Source organism: Allorhizobium paknamense, from assembly GCF_030815125.1.
GTDB lineage: Bacteria > Pseudomonadota > Alphaproteobacteria > Rhizobiales > Rhizobiaceae > Allorhizobium > Allorhizobium paknamense.
The window spans coordinates 158498-178943 of the sequence record NZ_JAUSWH010000007.1 but is presented as its reverse complement, the minus strand read 5'-3'; the positions used below and the strand labels follow the sequence as shown (position 1 = coordinate 178943).

The 20446-nt window shown below is 59.7% G+C and carries 20 protein-coding genes; 9 read left to right on the top strand and 11 right to left on the bottom strand.

Annotated features, from left to right (window positions below):
* Positions 1-3: 3 nt before the first annotated feature.
* Both QO005_RS12905 and glgX read left to right on the top strand, forming a co-directional pair.
* Positions 4-1632, top strand: a complete 1629-nt coding sequence (locus QO005_RS12905) for an alpha-D-glucose phosphate-specific phosphoglucomutase (RefSeq protein WP_307158447.1) — start codon at positions 4-6, stop codon at positions 1630-1632.
* A 25-nt stretch (positions 1633-1657) separates the two neighbouring features.
* Entirely contained in the window at positions 1658-3592 is a 1935-nt protein-coding gene (gene glgX, locus QO005_RS12900) for a glycogen debranching protein GlgX (RefSeq protein ID WP_307158446.1), read from the top strand.
* Positions 3593-3705: 113 nt separating this feature from the next.
* On the opposite strand, the gene QO005_RS12895 is transcribed toward glgX, so the two are convergent.
* Positions 3706-4560, bottom strand: a complete 855-nt coding sequence (locus tag QO005_RS12895) for a tetratricopeptide repeat protein (protein ID WP_307158508.1) — start codon at positions 4558-4560, stop codon at positions 3706-3708.
* 462 nt (positions 4561-5022) lie between these two features.
* A complete protein-coding gene (gene rpsU / locus QO005_RS12890) occupies positions 5023-5253 on the bottom strand; it encodes a 30S ribosomal protein S21 (RefSeq protein WP_027488780.1) in 231 nt (76 codons plus the stop codon).
* A gap of 313 nt (positions 5254-5566) precedes the next feature.
* On the opposite strand from rpsU (QO005_RS12890), the gene QO005_RS12885 reads away from it, so the two are divergent.
* From QO005_RS12885 to QO005_RS12870, 4 genes are read left to right on the top strand one after another with little or no spacing between them, the layout of a single operon-like run.
* Positions 5567-6820, top strand: a complete 1254-nt coding sequence (locus QO005_RS12885; RefSeq protein ID WP_307158445.1) for a sarcosine oxidase subunit beta family protein — start codon at positions 5567-5569, stop codon at positions 6818-6820.
* A gap of 16 nt (positions 6821-6836) precedes the next feature.
* Positions 6837-7157, top strand: coding sequence for a sarcosine oxidase subunit delta (locus tag QO005_RS12880; RefSeq protein ID WP_307158444.1), 321 nt, complete (start codon positions 6837-6839; stop codon positions 7155-7157).
* Entirely contained in the window at positions 7154-10150 is a 2997-nt protein-coding gene (locus tag QO005_RS12875; protein ID WP_307158443.1) for a sarcosine oxidase subunit alpha, read from the top strand. The genes QO005_RS12880 and QO005_RS12875 overlap by 4 nt, the downstream gene beginning before the upstream one ends.
* Positions 10143-10697, top strand: coding sequence for a sarcosine oxidase subunit gamma (locus QO005_RS12870; RefSeq protein ID WP_307158442.1), 555 nt, complete (start codon positions 10143-10145; stop codon positions 10695-10697). Before QO005_RS12875 ends, QO005_RS12870 begins: the two co-directional genes overlap by 8 nt.
* Before the next feature lie 177 nt (positions 10698-10874).
* Here QO005_RS12870 and QO005_RS12865 read toward each other — a convergent pair whose 3' ends face one another.
* The 6 genes from QO005_RS12865 to QO005_RS12840 form a co-directional block, all read right to left on the bottom strand.
* Positions 10875-11084, bottom strand: a complete 210-nt coding sequence (locus QO005_RS12865; protein ID WP_307158441.1) for a hypothetical protein — start codon at positions 11082-11084, stop codon at positions 10875-10877.
* Between the two features lie 114 nt (positions 11085-11198).
* Complete coding sequence (gene rpsU, locus QO005_RS12860; RefSeq protein WP_307158440.1) at positions 11199-11435, bottom strand: 30S ribosomal protein S21; 237 nt, start codon at positions 11433-11435, stop codon at positions 11199-11201.
* Positions 11436-11461: 26 nt separating this feature from the next.
* Positions 11462-11743, bottom strand: coding sequence for a cold-shock protein (locus tag QO005_RS12855; RefSeq protein WP_307158439.1), 282 nt, complete (start codon positions 11741-11743; stop codon positions 11462-11464).
* A gap of 257 nt (positions 11744-12000) precedes the next feature.
* Positions 12001-12210, bottom strand: a complete 210-nt coding sequence (locus tag QO005_RS12850) for a cold-shock protein (RefSeq protein ID WP_307158438.1) — start codon at positions 12208-12210, stop codon at positions 12001-12003.
* 253 nt (positions 12211-12463) lie between these two features.
* Positions 12464-12952, bottom strand: coding sequence for a MaoC family dehydratase (locus QO005_RS12845; protein WP_307158437.1), 489 nt, complete (start codon positions 12950-12952; stop codon positions 12464-12466).
* 242 nt (positions 12953-13194) lie between these two features.
* The gene (locus QO005_RS12840; RefSeq protein ID WP_307158436.1) at positions 13195-13422 is read right to left on the bottom strand and encodes an aa3-type cytochrome c oxidase subunit IV; all 228 of its coding nucleotides are present in this window, start codon (positions 13420-13422) and stop codon (positions 13195-13197) included.
* Between the two features lie 345 nt (positions 13423-13767).
* On the opposite strand from QO005_RS12840, the gene QO005_RS12835 reads away from it, so the two are divergent.
* Together QO005_RS12835 and QO005_RS12830 are read left to right on the top strand one after the other, a co-directional pair.
* A complete protein-coding gene (locus tag QO005_RS12835) occupies positions 13768-14307 on the top strand; it encodes a TRAP transporter small permease subunit (RefSeq protein ID WP_307158435.1) in 540 nt (179 codons plus the stop codon).
* A gap of 18 nt (positions 14308-14325) precedes the next feature.
* A complete protein-coding gene (locus QO005_RS12830; RefSeq protein WP_307158434.1) occupies positions 14326-15834 on the top strand; it encodes a TRAP transporter large permease in 1509 nt (502 codons plus the stop codon).
* Positions 15835-15943: 109 nt separating this feature from the next.
* Here the strand turns inward: QO005_RS12830 and QO005_RS12825 are convergent, their stop codons facing one another.
* Entirely contained in the window at positions 15944-17050 is a 1107-nt protein-coding gene (locus QO005_RS12825; RefSeq protein WP_307158433.1) for a TRAP transporter substrate-binding protein, read from the bottom strand.
* Positions 17051-17464: 414 nt separating this feature from the next.
* On the opposite strand from QO005_RS12825, the gene QO005_RS12820 reads away from it, so the two are divergent.
* Positions 17465-18229: a gamma-glutamyl-gamma-aminobutyrate hydrolase family protein gene (locus tag QO005_RS12820; RefSeq protein WP_307158432.1), complete on the top strand. Its 765-nt coding sequence runs from the start codon at positions 17465-17467 to the stop codon at positions 18227-18229.
* Positions 18230-18251: 22 nt separating this feature from the next.
* On the opposite strand, the gene QO005_RS12815 is transcribed toward QO005_RS12820, so the two are convergent.
* Both QO005_RS12815 and QO005_RS12810 read right to left on the bottom strand, forming a co-directional pair.
* The gene (locus QO005_RS12815) at positions 18252-19217 is read right to left on the bottom strand and encodes a 2-hydroxyacid dehydrogenase (protein WP_307158431.1); all 966 of its coding nucleotides are present in this window, start codon (positions 19215-19217) and stop codon (positions 18252-18254) included.
* 143 nt (positions 19218-19360) lie between these two features.
* The gene (locus QO005_RS12810) at positions 19361-20386 is read right to left on the bottom strand and encodes a LacI family DNA-binding transcriptional regulator (protein ID WP_307158430.1); all 1026 of its coding nucleotides are present in this window, start codon (positions 20384-20386) and stop codon (positions 19361-19363) included.
* Positions 20387-20446 lie beyond the last annotated feature (60 nt).

Here is a 20446-nt window from a genome sequence, read left to right as displayed (position 1 = left end):
CGCATGATCATCACGGTTCCAACCAAACCCTATTCTGACCAGAAGCCCGGCACGTCCGGCCTGCGCAAGAAGGTTCCGCACTTCCAGCAGGAGAATTACGCCGAGAACTTCATCCAGTCGATCTTCGATTCGCTGGAGGATTTCAAAGGCAAGACCCTGGTCATCGGCGGCGATGGACGGTTCTATAACCGCGACGTCATCCAGAAGGCCATCAAGATGGCGGCGGCCAATGGCTTTGGCCGGGTGCTGGTGGGCCAGGGCGGCATTCTTTCGACGCCGGCTGCCTCGAACATCATCCGCAAATACAAGGCCTTTGGCGGCATCGTGCTCTCCGCCAGCCACAATCCCGGCGGCCCGACGGAAGATTTCGGCATCAAGTACAATATCGGCAATGGCGGCCCCGCGCCGGAAAAGATCACCGACGCCATCTACGCCAATTCCAAGACGATCACCTCCTACAAGACGGTCGATGCGCCGGACATCAATCTCGACCAGATCGGCAGCTTCGATCTCGGCGACATGCATGTGGAGGTGATCGATCCGGTGGCCGATTACGCAGCGCTGATGGAGCAGTTGTTCGATTTCAACGCCATCCGCAACATGTTCAGCCTCGGCTTCCGCATGGTGTTCGATGCCATGAGCGCCGTCACCGGGCCTTACGCCAAGGAAATCCTCGAGAATCGTCTCGGCGCGCCGGAAGGGACGGTGCGCAATTTCACCCCGCTGCCGGATTTTGGCGGCCATCATCCCGACCCGAACCTCGTGCATGCCAAGGAGCTTTATGACGAGATGATGGGGCCGGATGCGCCGGATTTCGGCGCCGCCTCCGATGGCGATGGCGACCGTAACCTGATCATTGGCCAGGGCATTTTCGTCACCCCATCCGACAGCCTTGCCATTCTGGCCGCCAATGCCAGCCTGGCGCCCGGCTATTCCGGCGGCATTGCCGGGATTGCCCGCTCCATGCCGACCAGCGCCGCCGCCGACCGCGTGGCTGAAAAGCTGAAGATCGGCATTTTCGAGACGCCGACCGGCTGGAAATTCTTCGGCAACCTGCTGGATGCCGGCAAGGTGACGATCTGTGGCGAGGAAAGCGCCGGCACCGGCTCCAACCATGTGCGCGAAAAGGACGGTCTCTGGGCCGTGCTGCTGTGGCTGAACGTGCTGGCCTCGCGCGGCGAAAGCGTGCAGGAAATCGTGCGCCAGCATTGGGCCACCTTTGGCCGCAACTATTATTCGCGCCATGACTATGAGGAAGTGGATTCCGACGCCGCCAACGGCCTGATGGAGGCGCTGCGTGGCAAGCTTCTCACACTTCCGGGCACGAAGATCGGCCAGTTGACCGTGGAAAAGGCGGATGATTTTGCCTATCACGATCCGGTCGATCACTCGGAAAGCAAGAAACAGGGTGTGCGTATTCTCTTCCAGGGCGGTTCGCGGGTGGTCTTCCGGCTGTCCGGCACCGGCACATCGGGTGCGACGCTGCGCGTCTATATCGAGCGCTACGAGCCTGATTCCTCCCGCCACGGCATCGAAACCCAGGAAGCACTGGCCGATCTGATCGCCGCAGCGGAGGAACTGGCAGACATCAAGCGCCGCACAGGCCGCGACGCACCGAGCGTCATTACCTGATGGTCCCCCCATACCTGATGGCCCTATGACAACGGGCGGCGGCGTGATCCTCACGGAGGCCGGAGCGGAATTTTCGCTCTGGTCCCACCATGCCGAGCAGGTGGAGCTTTGCCTGTTCGATGCAAGGGGCCATCGTGAACTCCGCCGCCTGAGGATGAACCGGGACGGCGATCTGCATCGCCTTTTCGTAGACGGCGTCAAAGCCGGAGACCGGTATGGCTACAGGGCCTATGGGCCTTATGATCCCGACCGTGGTCTGTGGTTCGACCCCGCCAAGCTGCTGGTCGATCCCTATGCGATAGAACTCGACCGCCCCTTTCGGCACGACCCTCGCCTCACGCAGTTCGGCGAGGAGACAGCCGATCTCGTGCCGAAGGCGATCGTCACGCGTACACTCCAGGCCGAGCAGCAGCCTCCCCTCTTCACTCCCGGCGGCCTGATCTATGAGATTTCCGTGCGCGGCTTTACCCGGCTGCATCCGCAGGTGCCGGAGGCCCAACGCGGTACGGTGGCGGCGCTTTCCCATCCGGCGGTCATTGCCCATCTCAAGCGGCTGGGTGTCGATGCCGTAGAACTCATGCCGATCACCGCCTGGATCGATGAGCGGCACCTGCCGCCGCTCGGACTTTCCAACAGCTGGGGCTACAATCCGGTGGCGCTGATGGCGCTCGATCCGCGTCTTTGCCCCGGCGGGGTTCCGGAACTGCGCCGCACGGTGGCAGCGCTCAGAGACGCTGGCATCGGCGTCATTCTCGATCTCGTCTTCAATCATAGCGGCGAAAGCGACCGGTATGGCACGACGCTCTCCATGCGCGGTATCGACAATCTCAGCTATTACCGGCATGTGGAGGGCGATCCTGCCACGCTGGTGAACCACACCGGCTGCGGCAATACGCTGGCCTGCGACCATCCGCAGATGCGGCGGCTGATCCTCGACACGCTCCGGCATTTCACAGCTTCGGCAGGGGTGGACGGGTTCCGCTTCGACCTAGCACCCATTCTCGGACGCACGTCGCAAGGTTTCGAGCCACGGGGCGAAACGCTGACAGCCCTGCTCTCCGACGATCTGTTGCAGGACCGGGTCATGATTGCCGAACCCTGGGATATCGGTCCCGGCGGCTATCAGCTCGGCAATTTTCCACCCCCCTTTCTGGAGTGGAACGACCGCGCCCGCGACACGATCCGCCGCTATTGGCGGGGCGATGCCGGCATGACCGGCGCCTTTGCCACCGCCCTTGCCGGGTCTTCCGATCTTTTCGGGCGCAATGGCGAGGACCAGACCCGCAGTGTGAATTTCATTGCCGCCCATGACGGGTTTACGCTCGCGGACCTCACCGCCTATGCCTTCAAGCATAATGAGGCCAATGGCGAAGACAATCGCGACGGCCATAACGACAACCACTCCTGGAACAATGGTGTCGAAGGCGAAAGCCACGATCCTGCCGTGCTGGCCGCCCGCAAGGCCGATCTTGCCGCCCTCATATCCACCCTGTTCGTCAGCCGGGGCAGCATCATGCTGACCGCAGGCGATGAAGGGGGCCGCAGCCAGCAGGGCAATAACAATGCCTATGCCCAGGACAATGCGATGACCTGGGTGGATTGGCAGGCATGGGATGAGGACCTGATAAGGCTGACGGCAAAGCTCTCGGCGCTACGCAAAAGCTGCGCGTCGCTGCGGGACCAGCACTTTTTCAGCGGCAAGGGCGATGTGACATGGCTGAATGCAGCAGGCCAACCCATGACGGTGGAGGATTGGGAAAATCCGTCCGCCACGGCGCTCGGCATGGTGCTCAACGGTGAAACCGGCCCGCAGCTCGCCATCATCTTCAATCGCGGCCATGAGGCGCTGGAGATGCCGCTGCCGGGAGAGAAAGGGTGGAAGGTTTTGGACGGCGAAACGCAATTGTCGCCCGTACGATGCCCGGCCCGCAGCGTCACCATTCTAACGGCGGCTGACTGATCGCAGCCGTTAGAGCGTTTCATTGTTTCACGGAAACATTGAAACGCTCTAACTCTTTGTTTTTACGCATTTCCGGACGGAAAACCGCTACACACTTTTCTCGGGACAATGCCTTATGACGCACCGCGTGTGCGGTTCAGGCCATCGCGGGCGGGCTGGTATTTCGGATCGAGATTGACGGCGTGCTGGTAGGACTTGGCCGCCTTGACCTTGTCGCCCTTGCGCTCATAGACCAGCGCTTGATTGGCCCAGCTTTCGGCCAGCTTCGGGTTGAGTTCAATGGCATGATTGAAATCGGCGAAGGCATTTTCATCGTCGTTGAGCGCCAGATAGCTCACACCCCGGCCATTATAGGGCTCAGGCGCGCTGGGCGACAGCGAGATGGCCTTGGAGAAATCATCAATCGCCTTATCGTGCTGGCCGCGCAGCTGATAGATCAGGCCGCGATTGTGATAGGCGCGGCCATCGGTGGTGTCGAGTTCGATGGCGCGGTTGAAATCCTGGAAGGCCTCGTCCACCCGGCCCGCCTGACGGTAGATATTGCCACGGCCGATATAGGCAATGTCGTAATTGGGATTGAGCTTGAGGGCCGCCGTATAGTCATTGGCGGCTTCCACAGGCTTGCCCATATTGCGATAGACCAGTGCGCGGTTGGCATAGGCCTGATAGAAATTCGGATTGAGCTGCAGCGCCCTGTTGAAATCCGCGACCGCCTTGGTGAATTCACCGGCGCGGCCATAGGCCGAACCGCGAACGTTATAGGCGTTCGGATCGTTGGGGTTTGCGGCGATGACGGAAGAAAGCGAGTCGATGTTTTCGCGCGACCCCTGCTCCTTCTCGATGCTGATCATGTCCGCCGTCTGGTTGGTGGACTGGCAACCCGCGACAGCCAGCATTGACGCGATGCCAAGGGCGTACAGTCCCCGCTTTACCACCAGTATCCGCCGCTCCCCGGAGCACAAGGACATCTCAGCTTTCTTCGCCATGCTTTCGTTCCGCCTGTCTTCATAACGCCGATGATGCTTCGGCAGGATGCCCACCAACGCAGCACAGGGTTAAAGGTTCTATAAAGTTGTTTTCAACAACCATCGACCACGGCACGACATCTCGTGCCAGACACCCACAGTTTTTTACGCTCCGCCACCGGTGCCGACGTTTCGGTCCGGCGCTCTACTGCATAATTCCTTAAATCGGAGTGGATTTAAGGATAAAATTATGCAGCAGATTTAAAGTGCACCAGCGAACCTTTGTGCGCCATGTATGGCGCACGGCGCTGTAGATCCCTCGACGTCAGGCGTAACCTTCAAGCAAAGAAAAAGCGGCTGCGAACATGTCGCCGCCGCTTCATATCTGGTCAAGCGCCGGAAAGCGGCCCTTTTTTTGACGCGCATCAGGATCGCGGAAAATGCAATTATTTTCCGCCGGTCCAATCAACGTGCGGGACGGGCCGGACCTGCGATCAGGCCTTCGCGCTGCATGCGCTTACGAGCGAGCTTGCGAACGCGGCGAACAGCCTCAGCCTTTTCACGCGCACGCTTCTGCGACGGCTTTTCATAATAGTCACGCATTTTCATTTCACGGAAGATGCCTTCGCGCTGCATCTTCTTCTTCAGGGCGCGGAGCGCCTGATCAACGTTGTTATCGCGGACAAGTACCTGCACGTCGAATCCCGTTCCTTTGGTTTTGTGGTTCAAATCCGCCGGAGCCGAGCAGACGGCGGAACAAAAATAATCATCCGCTTGGCCTCTCGACCATGCGATTAGGGAGGGCTCTTAACAGAAGCCCACAGCGAAGTCCAGACATGCGAGCGTTCGGTGACTGGAAAAAACCATCCGCCGTTCGATATTTCCTCCGTGTCGAAACGGGGATACCGTCGTGTCGCAAAAAAGGGCTCATGCGATACGAGGTTCTGCAAGAGCTAACATTGATCAAAGTGGCGCACTAACCCGTGCGCCATCCAAGGAGCGGATGCGGATGCGCAAATATTCGATTTTTGCCGTGGCGCGGGAAGCCATGCGTGCCCACAAGGGCTGGGGCGCCCATTGGGCCTCGCCGGAGCCCCTGAAATCCTATGATGTGATCATCATCGGCGGTGGCGGGCACGGGCTGGGCGCGGCCTATTACCTGGCCAAGGAACACGGCATCACCAATGTCGCCGTGATCGAAAAGGGCTGGATCGGCGGCGGCAATACCGGACGCAACACCACCATCATCCGCTCCAACTATCTCTATGAAGAGAGCATGGACATGTATGAGCATTCGCTCAAGCTGTGGGAAGGCTTGAGTCAGGATCTCAATTACAATGTCATGTATTCGCCGCGCGGCGTGATGATGCTCTCGCACAACATCCACGACCAGCAGAGCTTCAAACGCCACGTTTATGCCAACTCGCTCTATGGCATCGACAATGAGTGGCTGACGCCCGAACAGGCCAAAGCCTACTGTCCGCCGCTCGATATCTCCAAGACCGCCCGCTATCCGATCAATGGCGCCGCCCTCCAGCGGCGCGGCGGCACCGCCCGTCACGATGCCGTGGCCTGGGGCTATGCGCGCGCCGCCTCGGATCGTGGCGTCCACATCATCCAGAATTGCGAGGTGACCGCCATCCGCCGTGGAGCCAATGGCGAAGTGACCGGGGTGGAAACCTCCAAGGGCTTTATCGGCGCAAAGAAGATCGGGGTCTCCGCCTCCGGGCACAATTCGCTGGTCATGGGCATGGCGGGCGTGCGTCTGCCCCTCCAGTCCAATCCCTTGCAGGCGCTGGTCTCCGAGCCGCTGAAGCCGATCTTCCCCTGCGTGGTCATGTCCAACACAGTGCATGCCTATATTTCACAATCGGACAAGGGCGAGCTGGTGATCGGGGCTGGCACCGACCAGTATAACTCCTTCTCGCAGACCGGAGGCTTGCAGATCATCACCCATACGCTGGACGCGATCTGCGAGCTTTTCCCGATCTTCCGCCGTGTGAAGATGATGCGCCAATGGGGCGGCATTACCGACAACACACCGGACCGGTCGCCGATCCAAAGCGTGACGCCGGTACCGAACCTCTTCGTCAATGCCGGCTGGGGAACGGGCGGTTTCAAGGCGACGCCGGGCTCCGCCCATCTCTTCGCCCACCTCATTGCCAGGGGCGAGCCGCACGCGCTGGCCAAGGGGCTGACACTCGACCGCTTCACCACGGGCCGTCTGATCGACGAGGCTGCTGCCGCGGCCGTGGCGCATTGACAGGGAGAAATGACCGATGTTTCTGATCAAATGTCCCTATTGCAATGAAGAGCGTTCGGAACTTGAGTTCCGCGCCGCAGGCGAAGCCCACATTGCCCGCCCGACGAATATCGCCGAGATTTCCGACCAGGAATTTGCCGATTACTTCTTCTTCCGCGACAATCCCAAGGGCATCATCTTCGAGCGCTGGCGGCATATTCATGGCTGTGGCCGCTTCTTCAATGCCGTGCGCGATACGGTGAGCGACAGGTTCCTCCTCTCCTACAAGGCAGGCGAACCCAAGCCCGATCTCGATGCCCTTCCCAATCCCTCTGAAACCAAGGGAGCTGCCGAATGAGCGGCGCCAATCGCATTCCAGGCTTCGGCCGCCTCACGCCCGCCAGAACGGCCCGCTTCACCTTCGATGGCCGCATTCTGACGGCGCTGGAAGGCGACACGGTGGCTTCGGCACTGATCGCCAACGGCATCCATCTTGCCGGCCGGTCGTTCAAATATCACCGTCCGCGCGGTATCCTGACCGCCGGGCCGGAAGAGCCGAACGCGCTTCTGGATGTCTCCCGCGATCCCTCCCGCCGCCAGCCGAATGTACGGGCCACCGTGCAGGATGTGTTCGATGGGATGAAGATTTCCACGCAGAACCGCTGGCCGTCGATCTCGCTGGATTTTGGGGCGGTCAACGATCTGCTGTCGCCCTTCTTCGCCGCCGGTTTCTACTACAAGACCTTCATGTGGCCGAAGAGCTTTTGGCACAAGATTTACGAGCCGATGATCCGCCGGGCCGCCGGTCTCGGCGTTGCACCCGATGAAAGCGATGGCGATCATTACGCCAACCGCTATGCCCACTGCGATGTGATGGTGGTGGGTGCGGGCGTGGCCGGACTGACGGCGGCACTGGCTGCGGCGGAGACCGGCGCCAGCGTTTTCCTTGTCGATGAAAACCCGACCGTGGGCGGCGCGTTCCGCTACGACACGGGCGCCATCATCGACGGCAAGAGCGGCTATGACTGGGCGCAGGCCACCGCTGAAAAGCTGAAGGCCATGGCCAATGTGACGCTGCTCACCCGCACGACGGCCTTCGGCTATTACAACCACAACTTCGTGGCGCTGGCCGAGCGGGTGACCGACCACCTGGCAAAGCCGCTGAAGGGGGCCCCGCGTGAGCGCCTCTGGCAGGTGCGGGCAAAGAAGGTGGTGATGGCCACAGGCGCCATCGAGCGCCACATGGTCTTTGCCAATAACGATCGTCCCGGCATTATGCTCGCCTCTGCGGCGCGCACCTATCTCAACCATTATGGTGTGGCTGTCGGCGCGAAGGTTGCCGTCTATACCGCCCATGACAGCGCCTATGAAGCGGCCATCGATCTCAAGAAGGCGGGCGTCACCATTCCCGTGATTGTCGATTGCCGGGAAAAGCCGGGCGAAACCGTGCTGGCCGCCGCACGCGCACTCGGCATCGAAGTGCTGACCGGCCATGGCGTGGTGGACACGGCAGGCCGGTTGCGAGTCAAGTCGGTCACCGTGCAAAGGAATGGCGGCAGCGGCTCCAAGCGCAAGATCGAGGTGGATGCCCTGATCATGTCCTCCGGCTGGACGCCGTCGGTGCATCTCTTCTCGCAATCGCGCGGCAAGCTGACATTCGACGCCGCCACGCAGCGCTTCCTGCCACATATTTATGCGCAGGATGGTATCTGCATCGGCGCCTGCAACGGCACGGACGATATGGAAGCCCTGCTCACCGAAGCCCATGCGGCGGGCTCACGGCTGGCGCAAGAGGCGGGTGCAGGCGGTGCAAGCGGCAGCCAGCCCACGGGCAAGAATGCCCATGCCTGGACCGGCGGCATGATCGGCGCTGCCGAAGGGGCTGGCCGCGATACGGCGGTAAAAGCCTTCATCGACTTCCAGCACGATGTCTGTGCCAAGGACATCCGCCTTGCGGTGCGTGAGGGCATGCATTCCATCGAGCATATCAAGCGCTTCACCACCAATGGCATGGCCTCCGACCAGGGCAAGCTCTCCAACATGCATGGTCTGGCGATTGCGGCGGAAATGCTGGGCAAGGACATTCCGGAGGTGGGGCTCACCACCTTCCGCGCGCCCTATACGCCTGTCACCTTCGGTACGCTGATCAACCATTCGCGCGGCGAGTTGTTCGACCCGACGCGCAAGACGCCGATGCATGATCTGGAAACGGCACTTGGCGCGGATTTCGAAGATGTCGGCAACTGGAAGCGCGCCTGGTACTATCCGCGACCCGGCGAGGATATGCACGCCGCCGTCAACCGCGAATGCCGGACGGTGCGCGAGGTCGCAGGCATTTTCAACGCCTCGACGCTGGGCAAGATCGAAGTCGTCGGTCCGGATGCGGCGAAATTCCTGAACCTTCTCTACACTAACCCTTGGGATACGCTGAAGCCCGGCAAATGCCGCTATGGCATCATGACCCGCGAAGACGGCTTCATCTACGATGACGGCGTGGTCGGGCGTCTGGCGGAAGACCGCTTCCATGTGACCACCACCACGGGCGGTGCGCCGCGCGTGTTGGCGCATATGGAAGACTATCTGCAAACGGAATTCCCGGAACTCAAGGTGTGGCTCACCTCCACCACCGAGCAATGGGCGGTGATTGCGGTGCAGGGTCCGAAGGCACGGGAGATCATCCAGCCCTTCGTGGACGGCATCGACATTTCCAACGAGGCCTTTCCGCATATGAGCGTGGCGGAAGGCACTTTCTGCGGCGTGCCGACGCGGCTCTTCCGCGTCTCCTTCACCGGTGAAATCGGCTATGAAGTCAACGTGCCCGCCGATTATGGTCCGGCGGTTTTCAAGGCCATCTGGGAACGGGCGGAAAGCATGGGCGCCTGCCTCTACGGCACGGAAACCATGCACGTACTGCGCGCCGAAAAGGGCTATATCATTGTCGGCCAGGATACCGATGGCACGCTGACGCCCTATGATGCCAATTACGGCTGGGCCGTTTCGAAGAAGAAGACCGATTTCGTCGGCATTCGCGGCCTGAAGCGGCCCGATCTGGTGCGGGAGGGCCGCAAGCAGCTTGTCGGCCTCTTCACCAAGGACCCGAAGGAAGTGCTGGAGGAAGGCGCACAGATCGTGGCCGATCCCAACCAGCCGAAGCCGATGACCATGCTGGGCCATGTCACCTCGTCCTACTGGTCGGAAAATCTCGGCCGTTCGATTGCCATCGCCATGGTGGCGGGCGGGCGCAGCCGCATGGGCGAAACCCTCTATGTGCCGATGGCCGGCAAGACCATTGCCGTGGAAGTGACGGAGATGGTGTTCTTTGACAAGGAAGGAGCCCGCATCAATGGCTGAGATTGCACGCGCCGAACGCAAGCCCGCCCTGAGCGGCAAGGAAGGCGGCACTGCCAGGGCACGGATCACCGTGGCTGCTCCAGCTGCCCGGGTAAACTTGAGAGCCGGTGAGGAGGCTGTTCCTGCCCTTTCGGCAGCGCTGGGCCTCGAGCTTCCGCGACAACCGAAAACCTCAGCCAGAAACGGCACACGGCTAGCATTGTGGCTCGGGCCGGACGAATGGCTGCTCATCGATGTCGATGGCGCCGATCTGATGGGGGATTGCGCCAGGTCAGGCGCGGTTCACGCCGCCACCGACGTCTCCCACCGCAATATCGGCATTCTGATCACGGGTGCCGATGCGGCCGCCGCACTCAATGCCGCCTGCCCGCTTGATCTGTCAATCAAGAGCTTCCCGGTGGGAGCATGCGCCCGCACCGTGTTCGGCAAGATCGAGATCGTGGTCTACCGCGAGGCCGAAGACGCCTTCCGGGTGGAGTGCTGGCGCTCGTTTGCGGACTATGCCTTTGGGATGCTGGAGGAAGGTGCGGCAGACGCGGGGCAATAGAGCATTTCAGTATTCCAATGGAAACACTGAAATGCTCTCGTTATTCGTGTTTGCGTATTTCAGATGGAAGCCCGCTAAAGCATGCCGCGCCAAAGTGTGGAGCGGTTTTGCGATAACGACATGTTAAAAACAAGAACTTAAAGCATGTTGCATGAGGCTGATAAGCCGCAACCTGCTTTAGGAGGCACGCTTGCCCCTGCGGGCTGGCGGAGCAGGAACGGTTTCCGTCTCACGCTGTTCACGCAGCAGCCGCAAGCGCTCTGTTTTCGAAGATCGCTGAGCGTCTTCGGTGGCGATGATCTGGCGGGCGATGGAATTGGTGGTTTCAGCCTTGGCGGCACTGGAAACCTTGCCCGGCTTGAAAAACTCGTCTTTCGAGATGCTCATGCGATCTCCTTTTTTTAAAAAGCAAGAGCGGCATGATGGGAGTGTGAAACACTCAACCGCTCTTGTCTGGGCTTTGCGTATGTCCGGACGCAAAACCGGTCTTCGAATTGTCCATTAGCGCGGACGTGCGACTTTCTTCGGAGAGGGCAGAAGGCCTTCGCGCTGCATTTTCTTGCGCGCCAGCTTGCGGTGACGGCGAATGGCTTCCGCTTCCTCGCGATTGCGCTTTTCCGAGGGCTTTTCATAGGCGGTTCTGGCGCGCATTTCGCGGAACAAGCCTTCACGCTGCATTTTCTTTTTCAGGACGCGGAGCGCCTGATCAACATTATTTTCCCTGACAATAACCTGCAAAACATCTCCTGACGCGGCAAGGGCCGCTATTTCTTGGTTCGGATGGAGTTCTGATTGATCCAGCTCGACCCGGACGCACCGGGATGCGGACTGCCGGAACCGGATCGGGGCGTGGCAGTGCTATCGATATCTTCCTGGCTGACATTTCTGTCGAAATTTTCGTTTTGAAACCGCACCCGGTAATGGGCTGCCCCCTGGTTTTCTGGCAGGACAGCAACCACACGCGCCGCGCCGCCGAGGCGGTTGTTGCGCAAAAGGTTTGGTTTCAACAGAATGGTGTCACCGGGACTGTAGCGGATGCGGGCCATGATAGCCTCCAGACAGAGTGCGACAGCATGGGTGCTACTGCATAATTCCTTAAATCGGAATCGATTTAAGGATAAAATTATGCAGCAGATTTAAACTGTTACAGCGTCCTTTGTGCGTTTGATAAAACGCACGGCGCTGTAACGGGGTGGCGCTTCATGCGAAGGCGCAAAAACAAAAGGCCGGGCGCTAACCCGACCTCTCACAGTCACTCAGCTTTGCTGCCAGTACATCCGTGGTCAGCAATGCGAATGACGAATTAGGCTGCCCGAAGATTATCGGCAGAGCTCTTGCCAGAGCGGCGGTCCTGCACGATGTCGTAGCTGATCTTCTGGCCGTCGGTCAGTGCACGCAGACCTGCGCGCTCAACAGCAGAAATGTGCACGAAAACGTCCGTGCCGCCATTGTCCGGCTGAATGAAACCAAAACCCTTGGTGGCGTTAAACCACTTGACTGTACCTGTATTCATAACGATTTCCTTTCGCAGTAATCGTGTTGGTTCCCGCGATACCTTGCGGGATTAGATCGATTATTTGAGAGGAAAACCGGGCGGGAGCAAAAGCTCTGAACCGACGTCACAAGCAATGGTCGATGAGGTTAATATAGGCTCAATTTGAAATTATGCAATGGGGCGGCCCGTTTTTCTTCGGACCCCTGCAAATTCGGCATCGTCAGGCAGCCAATCAGCCCTCTGAATGGGCCCTTTCCTGCTGCCCTAATCTTCAAACCCCTTCCGGGCGATCCTTGGGATCGAACTGGGTGATGGTGATCCAGGTGGCGGTGAGAGCGGGTTTCTTTTCCCCTTCGATCTCCACGGTTACCTCATGCGTGGTGGTGAGCATGGCAGCGCCGCGAAATCGCGCCTCCGCCAGCACGAAACGCCCGCGTACGCGCTTGCCGCTTTTGACCGGCGACATGAAGCGAACCTTTTCGAACCCGTAATTCATGCCCATGATCCGCTCGCGGATCACCGGCACGCAATCGAAATTCATGGCGGAGAGCAGCGAAAGCGTCAGAAATCCATGGGCAATGGTGCCGCCATAGGGGGTTTCCGCCGCCGCCCGCACCGGATCCGTGTGGATGAACTGGTGGTCGTCGGTCGCCCCGGCAAAGGCGTCGATCATGGCCTGATCGACCGTGATCCAGCGGGAAAGACCGGTTTCCTGGCCGACAAGGCCCATGACATCGGAAAGGGAAATCTCAGCGGGCATGGACACTCTCTGAAAACGCGGAAACACAAGCTCATGCCCCGACAGGCCCGAGCCTTAACAGATTTGTCCGTCTTTCCTTTTCAAGGCAAGGAAAATAAGCAGCGGGCAAAAGCCCGCTCCCATCATCCAGATTGCCTTTCGATCTGATTGGATCAGATCGAAAGGCAATCTAACTCTCTATTTTGGCAGCATAATCTTGCCGATCCTCGTTTCACTCCGGTCGGATTATGCTTCAGACATTCTCAGCCGCGCATCAGAAAGACGCCGGCCACCGAGAGAATGATGAAGGTCAGCACACCGCCCAGAAAGCCGCCGGAGGTAAAAAAGCCTGCGGCCATGGCCACGACCAGCGCCACGAGGATCGCGGTGCCGTATTTCGAGGCGGCGATGAAGCTCTCATAGGTCTTTTCATGCTCGACATAATCCATCTTCGCGCCCGTCTCGACCGGACCGCCATGATGTTCGCTCATCAGCCTCTCCCTTGCATCTGGCGGGCACGCAAAGCCCGAACCAGCCTGTCCTTCCCATAAACAAAAAGAATAATGACCGAGCACTCTCAATAGTCAACCTTGCACCCGACACGCGCGATGGTTTTTCAAGGGTCACAGCGCAAGCATCTGCATACAAAGTCGAAGATGACGCAATGCCACTACCGAGGGCATGAAATTTCTACTACTCTTTCGATGTTGCGATTTGCAGACATATAAGCTCGACGCATCCATACCATCTGCCATCAAGCAACCGGCACGCCAAGGAGGACTGGCCCCGGATGCGGCAGGCGGCAAGGGATCAGCCGGACAAGCAGGGGGACCTTCATGACGTTTTTGCTCTCATGCAGCAGAGCCATAGACGCCCTTGGCGTTTTCATCGGTCGTATCGCCGAATATCTGGTGATGCTGTGCTGCCTCATCAGCGCCGGCAATGCCATCATCCGTTATCTTTTCAATCAGAGTTCCAACGGCTGGCTGGAAATCCAGTGGTATCTCTTCGCCTATGTGGTGCTGATGGGCGCCGCCATGACTCTCAAGAATAACGGGCATGTGCGGGTGGATCTTCTCTATGGCGGCGTGTCAGAACGCATGCGCCTGTGGATCGACCTGATTGGCCTGCTCCTCTTTCTGCTTCCGGTCACGGCCTATCTCGCCTGGCTCTGCTGGCCATTCTTCCTGCTGTCCTACCAGCAGGCAGAGGTTTCGGCCAATGCCGGTGGCCTGATCCGCTGGCCGGTGAAGCTCATTCTCGTCTCGGGCTTTTGTCTGATGTTTCTCCAGGGCCTTTCCGAGGTGATCAAGCGGCTGGCGGCGATATCGGGGCGCATCAGCCTCGACACCGCCTATGAAAAGCCGCTGCAATAACGGGCCGGGAGACACAACATGTTTGATTTCGGCATCATTCCGCCCGCCATGTTCATGGGCATGGTCGTGTTCATGCTCTTCGGTTTTCCCGTCGCCTTTTCGCTGGCGGCGGTTGGCTTGTTCTTCGGGCTGATCGGCATCGCCACCGGCCATTTCAACGAGGTTTTCCTGCAGGCCCTGCCGCTGCGCTTCTTCGGCATCGTCTCCAACGACCTGCTGCTGGCTATTCCCTTCTTCACCATGATGGGCTCCATCCTGGAGCGATGCGGTCTTGCGGAAGACCTGCTGGAGGGCACCGGCAAGCTGTTCGGCGCAGTGCCCGGCGGCATCGCCTATGCGGTGATCTTTGTCGGGGCGATTCTCGGCGCCATCACCGGCACGGTCGCAGCCTCAGTCATCACCATGGGCATGATTTCGCTGCCGGTCATGCTGCGCTATGGCTATAATCCAAAGATCGCCACCGGCGTCATCGCTGCGTCAGGAACCATGGCGCAATTGATTCCGCCCTCGCTGGTGCTGGTGATCCTGGCCGATCAGCTTGGCAAGTCGGTAGGGGATATGTATCTGGGCGCCATCGGTCCGGCGGCGCTGCAAATCATGCTGTTCAGCCTGTTCATCCTGGCCGTTTCCATCTTCCGGCCCGGCATGGTCCCGCCCTTGCCGAAGGACGTGCGGGGTGAGCGCAATCTCCGGCTTCTGCTTCAGGTGCTGGCAGGCATGCTGCCTTCCATTGTGCTCATCTTCCTGGTGCTCGGCACGATCTTTCTCGGCCTCGCCACCCCGACAGAGGCGGGCGCGCTGGGTGTGGTCGGCGCGCTTGTGCTGGCGGCCATCCATCGCCGCCTGACATGGCCGCTTATCCGCCAGGCCATGCAATCCACCATGTCCATCACCTCCATGGTGGTGATGATCCTGGTGGGCTCTACCTGTTTCAGCCTCGTTTTTCAGGGCATGGACGGTGCGCGCTGGATCGAGCACATGCTGTCCGGCCTGCCGGGGGGACAGATCGGCTTCCTGCTGTTCGTCAACGCCTTCGTTTTCGTGCTCGCCTTCTTCCTGGATTTCTTTGAAATCGCTTTCATCGTCGTGCCGATGCTGGCACCCGTGGCCCAGGCCTTGGGGATCGATCTCATCTGGTTCGGCGTGCTGCTCTGCGTCAACATGCAGACCAGCTTCATGCATCCGCCCTTTGGCTTCGCACTTTTCTATCTGCGCAGCGTGGCCCCGAAGAACCTGAAGACACGGGAAATCTATCTGGGCTCCATTCCCTGGGTCTGCATGCAGTTGATCATTGTCGCCATCGTGATCTTCTGGCCGGAATCGGTCACCCATTGGCTGGACAAGAGCCAGAAAATCGATCTGAACGATGTGAAAATAGAAGTGCCCGCCTTCGGCACTGGCGGCGGATTGAGCGGCGCACCACAGCTTGGCGGCCCGCCCGGCCTCAACCTCGGGGCACCGCCTTCCTTCGGGTCACCCGCACCACAGGCGGCGCCCGATCTCAGCCAGCCCCCCGTATTCAAGTAGACATAAAAAGCCCCGGAACCGCGCGGTTCCGGGGCTCTCTCAGGTTTACTGCGCAATTGCTTAAATCGGAGTCGATTCAAGGTGAAAATTATGCAGCAGACATAAAGCGCTACAGCTTGCCAGCGCGCTGCTGGATCATCATGAAGGTATCGTAGGTATATTCCGATAGCTGCATCCAGAGATAGGCTTCCTTCTTGAAGGCCACCTGATCCTCATAGATCTTCTTGAAATCCGGATTGCTGGCGGTGATCCCGGCATAAACCTCCGTCGAGGCCTTGAAGCAGGCATCGAGAATATCCTGGCTGAAGGGACGCAGCGTCGTGCCTTCGGACACGATCTGTTTGATCGCCACCGGGTTTTTCAGATCGTATTTCGCCATCATATTGGTGTTGGCAAAGGCGCAGGCATCCTGCAGCGCTGTCTGATAGGCCTTGGGCAGTTCATTCCATTTGGCGAGGTTCACGAAGGCGTGGATCGAAGGTCCGCCTTCCCAGAAGGCCGGATAGTAATAATATTTCGCTACCTTGTAGAAGCCGAGCTTGTGATCGTCATAAGGGCCGATCCATTCGGCGGCATCGATGGTGCCCTTTTCCAGCGCCGGATAGATATCGCCGCCAGCGATCTGCTGCGGCACGCCGCCGAGCTTTTCGATGACCTTGCCGGCAAGCCCGGCAATACGCATCTTCACGCCCTTCAGGTCATCGACGGTATTGATTTCCTTGCGGAACCAGCCGCCCATCTGCGCGCCGGTATTGCCGGCGATCATGCCGTAGAGATTGTGCTTGGCATAAAATTCATTGAGCAGCTTGTTGCCATTGCCCTGATAGAACCAGGCATTGGTCAGCCGCGCATTGAGACCGAAGGGAATGGCCGTGCCGATGGCAAAGGTCGGATCCTTGCCGACATAGTAATAGGAGCAGGTATGGCACATTTCCACGGTACCGGCGCTTACCGCATCGGCAGCCTGCAGGCCGGGCACCACCTCACCGGCGGCAAAGACCTGGATGTTGAAATTGCCGTCGGTCGCGGCAGAAACGCGCGCGGCAATGTCCTCCGCGCCGCCAAAGATCGTATCCAGCGATTTCGGGAAGGAAGAGGTCAGGCGCCAGGTGATCTTCGGCGCCTGCTGGGCCAGCGCCGGTGCGGCAAGGGCGGTTGCGGCGGCAGCGCCCAGCCCCGCACTTCCGGCTTTCCTGAAAAATTGACGGCGATCCATGCATGTCCTCCCTCTGAAGCGCCCCCGGTCAAACCGGATCAAGACGCATTGAAACCCACGAATAATACCAAGGCTCGAAGATGCTAACGCATCCTCGCCTTGAAGAAATTTCGAATATCTCAACTGCGTCAGAGGCTTGAGATATTCGAAAAGGGAATACGAAGAGCCATTTTCAATGACTCTTCGTATAATCCGCCGGAAACTTTGTCTGAGCATTTCCGGAGGAAACAGTGGCGTCCACTTTTCCTGGAAATGCTTGAGCTCCCCTCTTCCGGCGCAACGCATGAAGGAAACCATGTTGCCCGCACGCTTTCAAGCTGAACTCTTGGCTTATTCAGACAATGCTTTTGCAGGTTGACTTGATCGCGGAAGAGCGCAAGAAAAAGGCAAATTTGAAGTTGTCTGGAGCCTGCCATGCCCCTCCCCATCGTTGCCATTCCCGCCGATACCCGGATTCTGGAGGGAGCCGTGTGGCATGCGGTGAAGGGGCAATATGTCAATGCCACGCTGAAGGTGGCGAAGGCCATGCCGCTTCTGGTGCCGGCGCTGGAAGAGCATGCCGATGTCGAGGCCGTGCTGGACCGGGTGGATGGCGTGCTGATTTCCGGCTCCCCCAGCAATGTGCATCCGCTGCTTTATGGACGTGATGCGACCGACAAGGACGGCCCCTTCGATCCGGGCCGCGATGCGGTGTCGCTGCCGCTCATTCGCCGCGCCATCGAGCGCGGCATTCCGCTTCTCGCCATCTGCCGCGGCATTCAGGAACTGAACGTGGCGCTGGGAGGAACGCTTGCCTCGGAAATCCAGGAGGAGCCAGGCATCTGGGATCACCGCAAGCCCGAGACCAACGACGCGGACGAGGCCTATTCCATTCGCCAGACGATCAATATCAAGGAAGGCTCCTGCATGGCGCGCTTTCTGGGCCATGCCGGCACGGTACAGGTCAACTCGCTGCATCGGCAGGCGATTTCGAAGATCGCTCCCCGCCTGCAGGTCGAAGCGCTGGCCGATGACGGCACCATCGAGGCCGTCTCGGTCATCGACGCCAAGGGCTTTGCCGTCGGTGTGCAATGGCATCCGGAATATTGGGCCGAGACGGATAATCCCTCCCGCGCCCTGTTCGAAGCCTATGGTCAGGCCCTTCGCGATTATGCCGCCGCCAAGCAGGTGACGGCATAATATCGGCCGACGGACAAGACGCTTAACGCGCTGGCGTTTCCGGCACGGGGGTCAGCGCCTTGCGGTTTTCCAGCCAGCCGAGAATATTGTCCACCACCAGATCGGCCATGGCGTTGCGCGTGTCCACTGACGCCGATGCCACATGCGGCAGAAGCGAGACGTTCGGGAAGGTCAGGAGTTCGGCGGGAACATGCGGTTCGCTGTAGAACACATCGAGCCCGGCCCCGGCGATCGTCCCGGTCTTCAGCGCTGAGATCAGCGCTTCCTCATCCACGCTCCAGCCGCGCCCGACGCTGATGAAAATGCCTTTCGGCCCGAGCGCCTGCAGCACCTCGGCATTGATCGCCTTATGGGTTTCCGGTGTCTTCGGCACGATGCAGATCAGCGTGTCCACGGTCCTTGCCAGCTCCAGCAGGCTCGGCGCATAGCCATAGGACACATCCTGGCGCGGCGTGCGGGTGTGATAGCTGATCTTCACCTTGAAGGGTTCCAGACGGCTGGCGATTTCACGCCCGATGCGGCCCAGGCCATAGAGCCCGACATGGCGGCCCCGCAGCGACAAAGGCGACAGCGCAAAAGGCCCTTCCGCCTGCCAGTGTCCAGCCCGAAGCCAGCTTTCCGCCTGATAGAATTGCCGGGCGGTGTTCAGCAGCAGGGCAATGGTGGTATCGGCCACCTCGTCATCCAGCACATCAGGCGTATTGGTGACAATAATGCCGCGTTCCGCCGCAGCCTTCACGTCGACGCCGTCATAGCCCACCCCAAAATTGGCGATGATTTCCAGCGCCGGAAGTGCCGCGATCAGTTCTCCCGATTTGCCGCCGCCATAGGAAAAGGCCATGGCGCGGATGCGGCGGCGGGTCGCCTCGTCCAGTGACGCGACCTCCTCGACGGGCACCTGCAAAACCGTATGCGCGGCCTTCAGGCGCTCGACGACGCGGGGGTGGATCTTGCCGGGAATGAGAACGAGCGGAGTGTCCTGAGTCATGAAAAGTCCTTGTGAAATGATCAGTCGCGCTTCTTGTACCAAGGCGCGAGGCTGCGTCAGCCTCCCCGCCTTGAAAGAATTTCAAATATCTCAAAGGCTTCAAGGGCTTGAGATATTCGAAAAGGAAATACGAACCGCCATTTTCAATGACCCTTCGTATTGATCGGCCCGGTGGACTGGCGAATGCGCATTTCCGGCTTGATCAGGTGAATGCCGTCCGGCTCATGGCTGCCTGCCAGTTTGTCCAGAAGCGCACGGGCGGCAAGCCTGCCCACTTCCGCCTGACCGTTCCACACCGTCGTCAGCGAGGGGGTGGCGATGGATGCCTCTTCCAGATCGTCATAGCCGGTCACGGAAATATCGCGGCCCGGCGTCAGCCCGGCGCGGGAGATGCCGTTCATCAGGCCGATGGCGACAAGATCGTTCCAGCACACGGCGGCGGTGGGCTTTTGCGGCAGGGACAGGAAATTCACCGCCGCCTCGAAACCGCCCTGCTTGGTGCGGGGGCCGGGAATGCGCAGCTCCGGGTCCACCTCGATGCCTGCCTTGCGCAACGCATTGACATACCCCTGATAACGGTCACGCCCGGTGGATGTCTGGTCCGTGCCGCCGATCATCGCAATGGTGCGATGGCCAAGGCCGATCAAATGGTTGGTGGCCAGCGAAATGCCATAGCTGTCATCGCCGCGATAGGTGGGCAGGTCCAGCCCCTCCATGGAACGGGCCACCAGAATGGCGGGCATGCCATTTTCTTCCGCCAGCATGATATCTTCCGGCGGCGAGCCAATGGCGGGCGACATGATCACGCCATCGCCGCCCAGCTGCAGCAGGGTCTCGACGAAGCTGCGCTGTTTTTCCACCGAATCGTAATGGTTGGAGAGAATGAAGGTCTGACGGCTGCGGTCCAGCTCGCTTTCGATCGCCTTGAGGATTTCGCCGTAAAACGGGTTCATGATGTCATGCACCACCACCCCGATAATGCCTGAGCGCGAGGTGCGCAGGCTGGCGGCACGGCGGTTATAGATATAACCGAGGAGCCGTGCCTGCTCCTTGATTTTTTCCCGCGTATCCACCGCCACCAGCGGGCTGTCGCGCAGCGCCAGCGAAATGGTTGCCGTGGAAAGCCCAAGGCTTTCGGCAATGGTGGAAAGCTTTACCTTCTGCGCCATGCATCCTCCCCAGCGATCAAGCCGTCCCGCACCGAACGCTTCGCCCGCCCTCGAAACGAT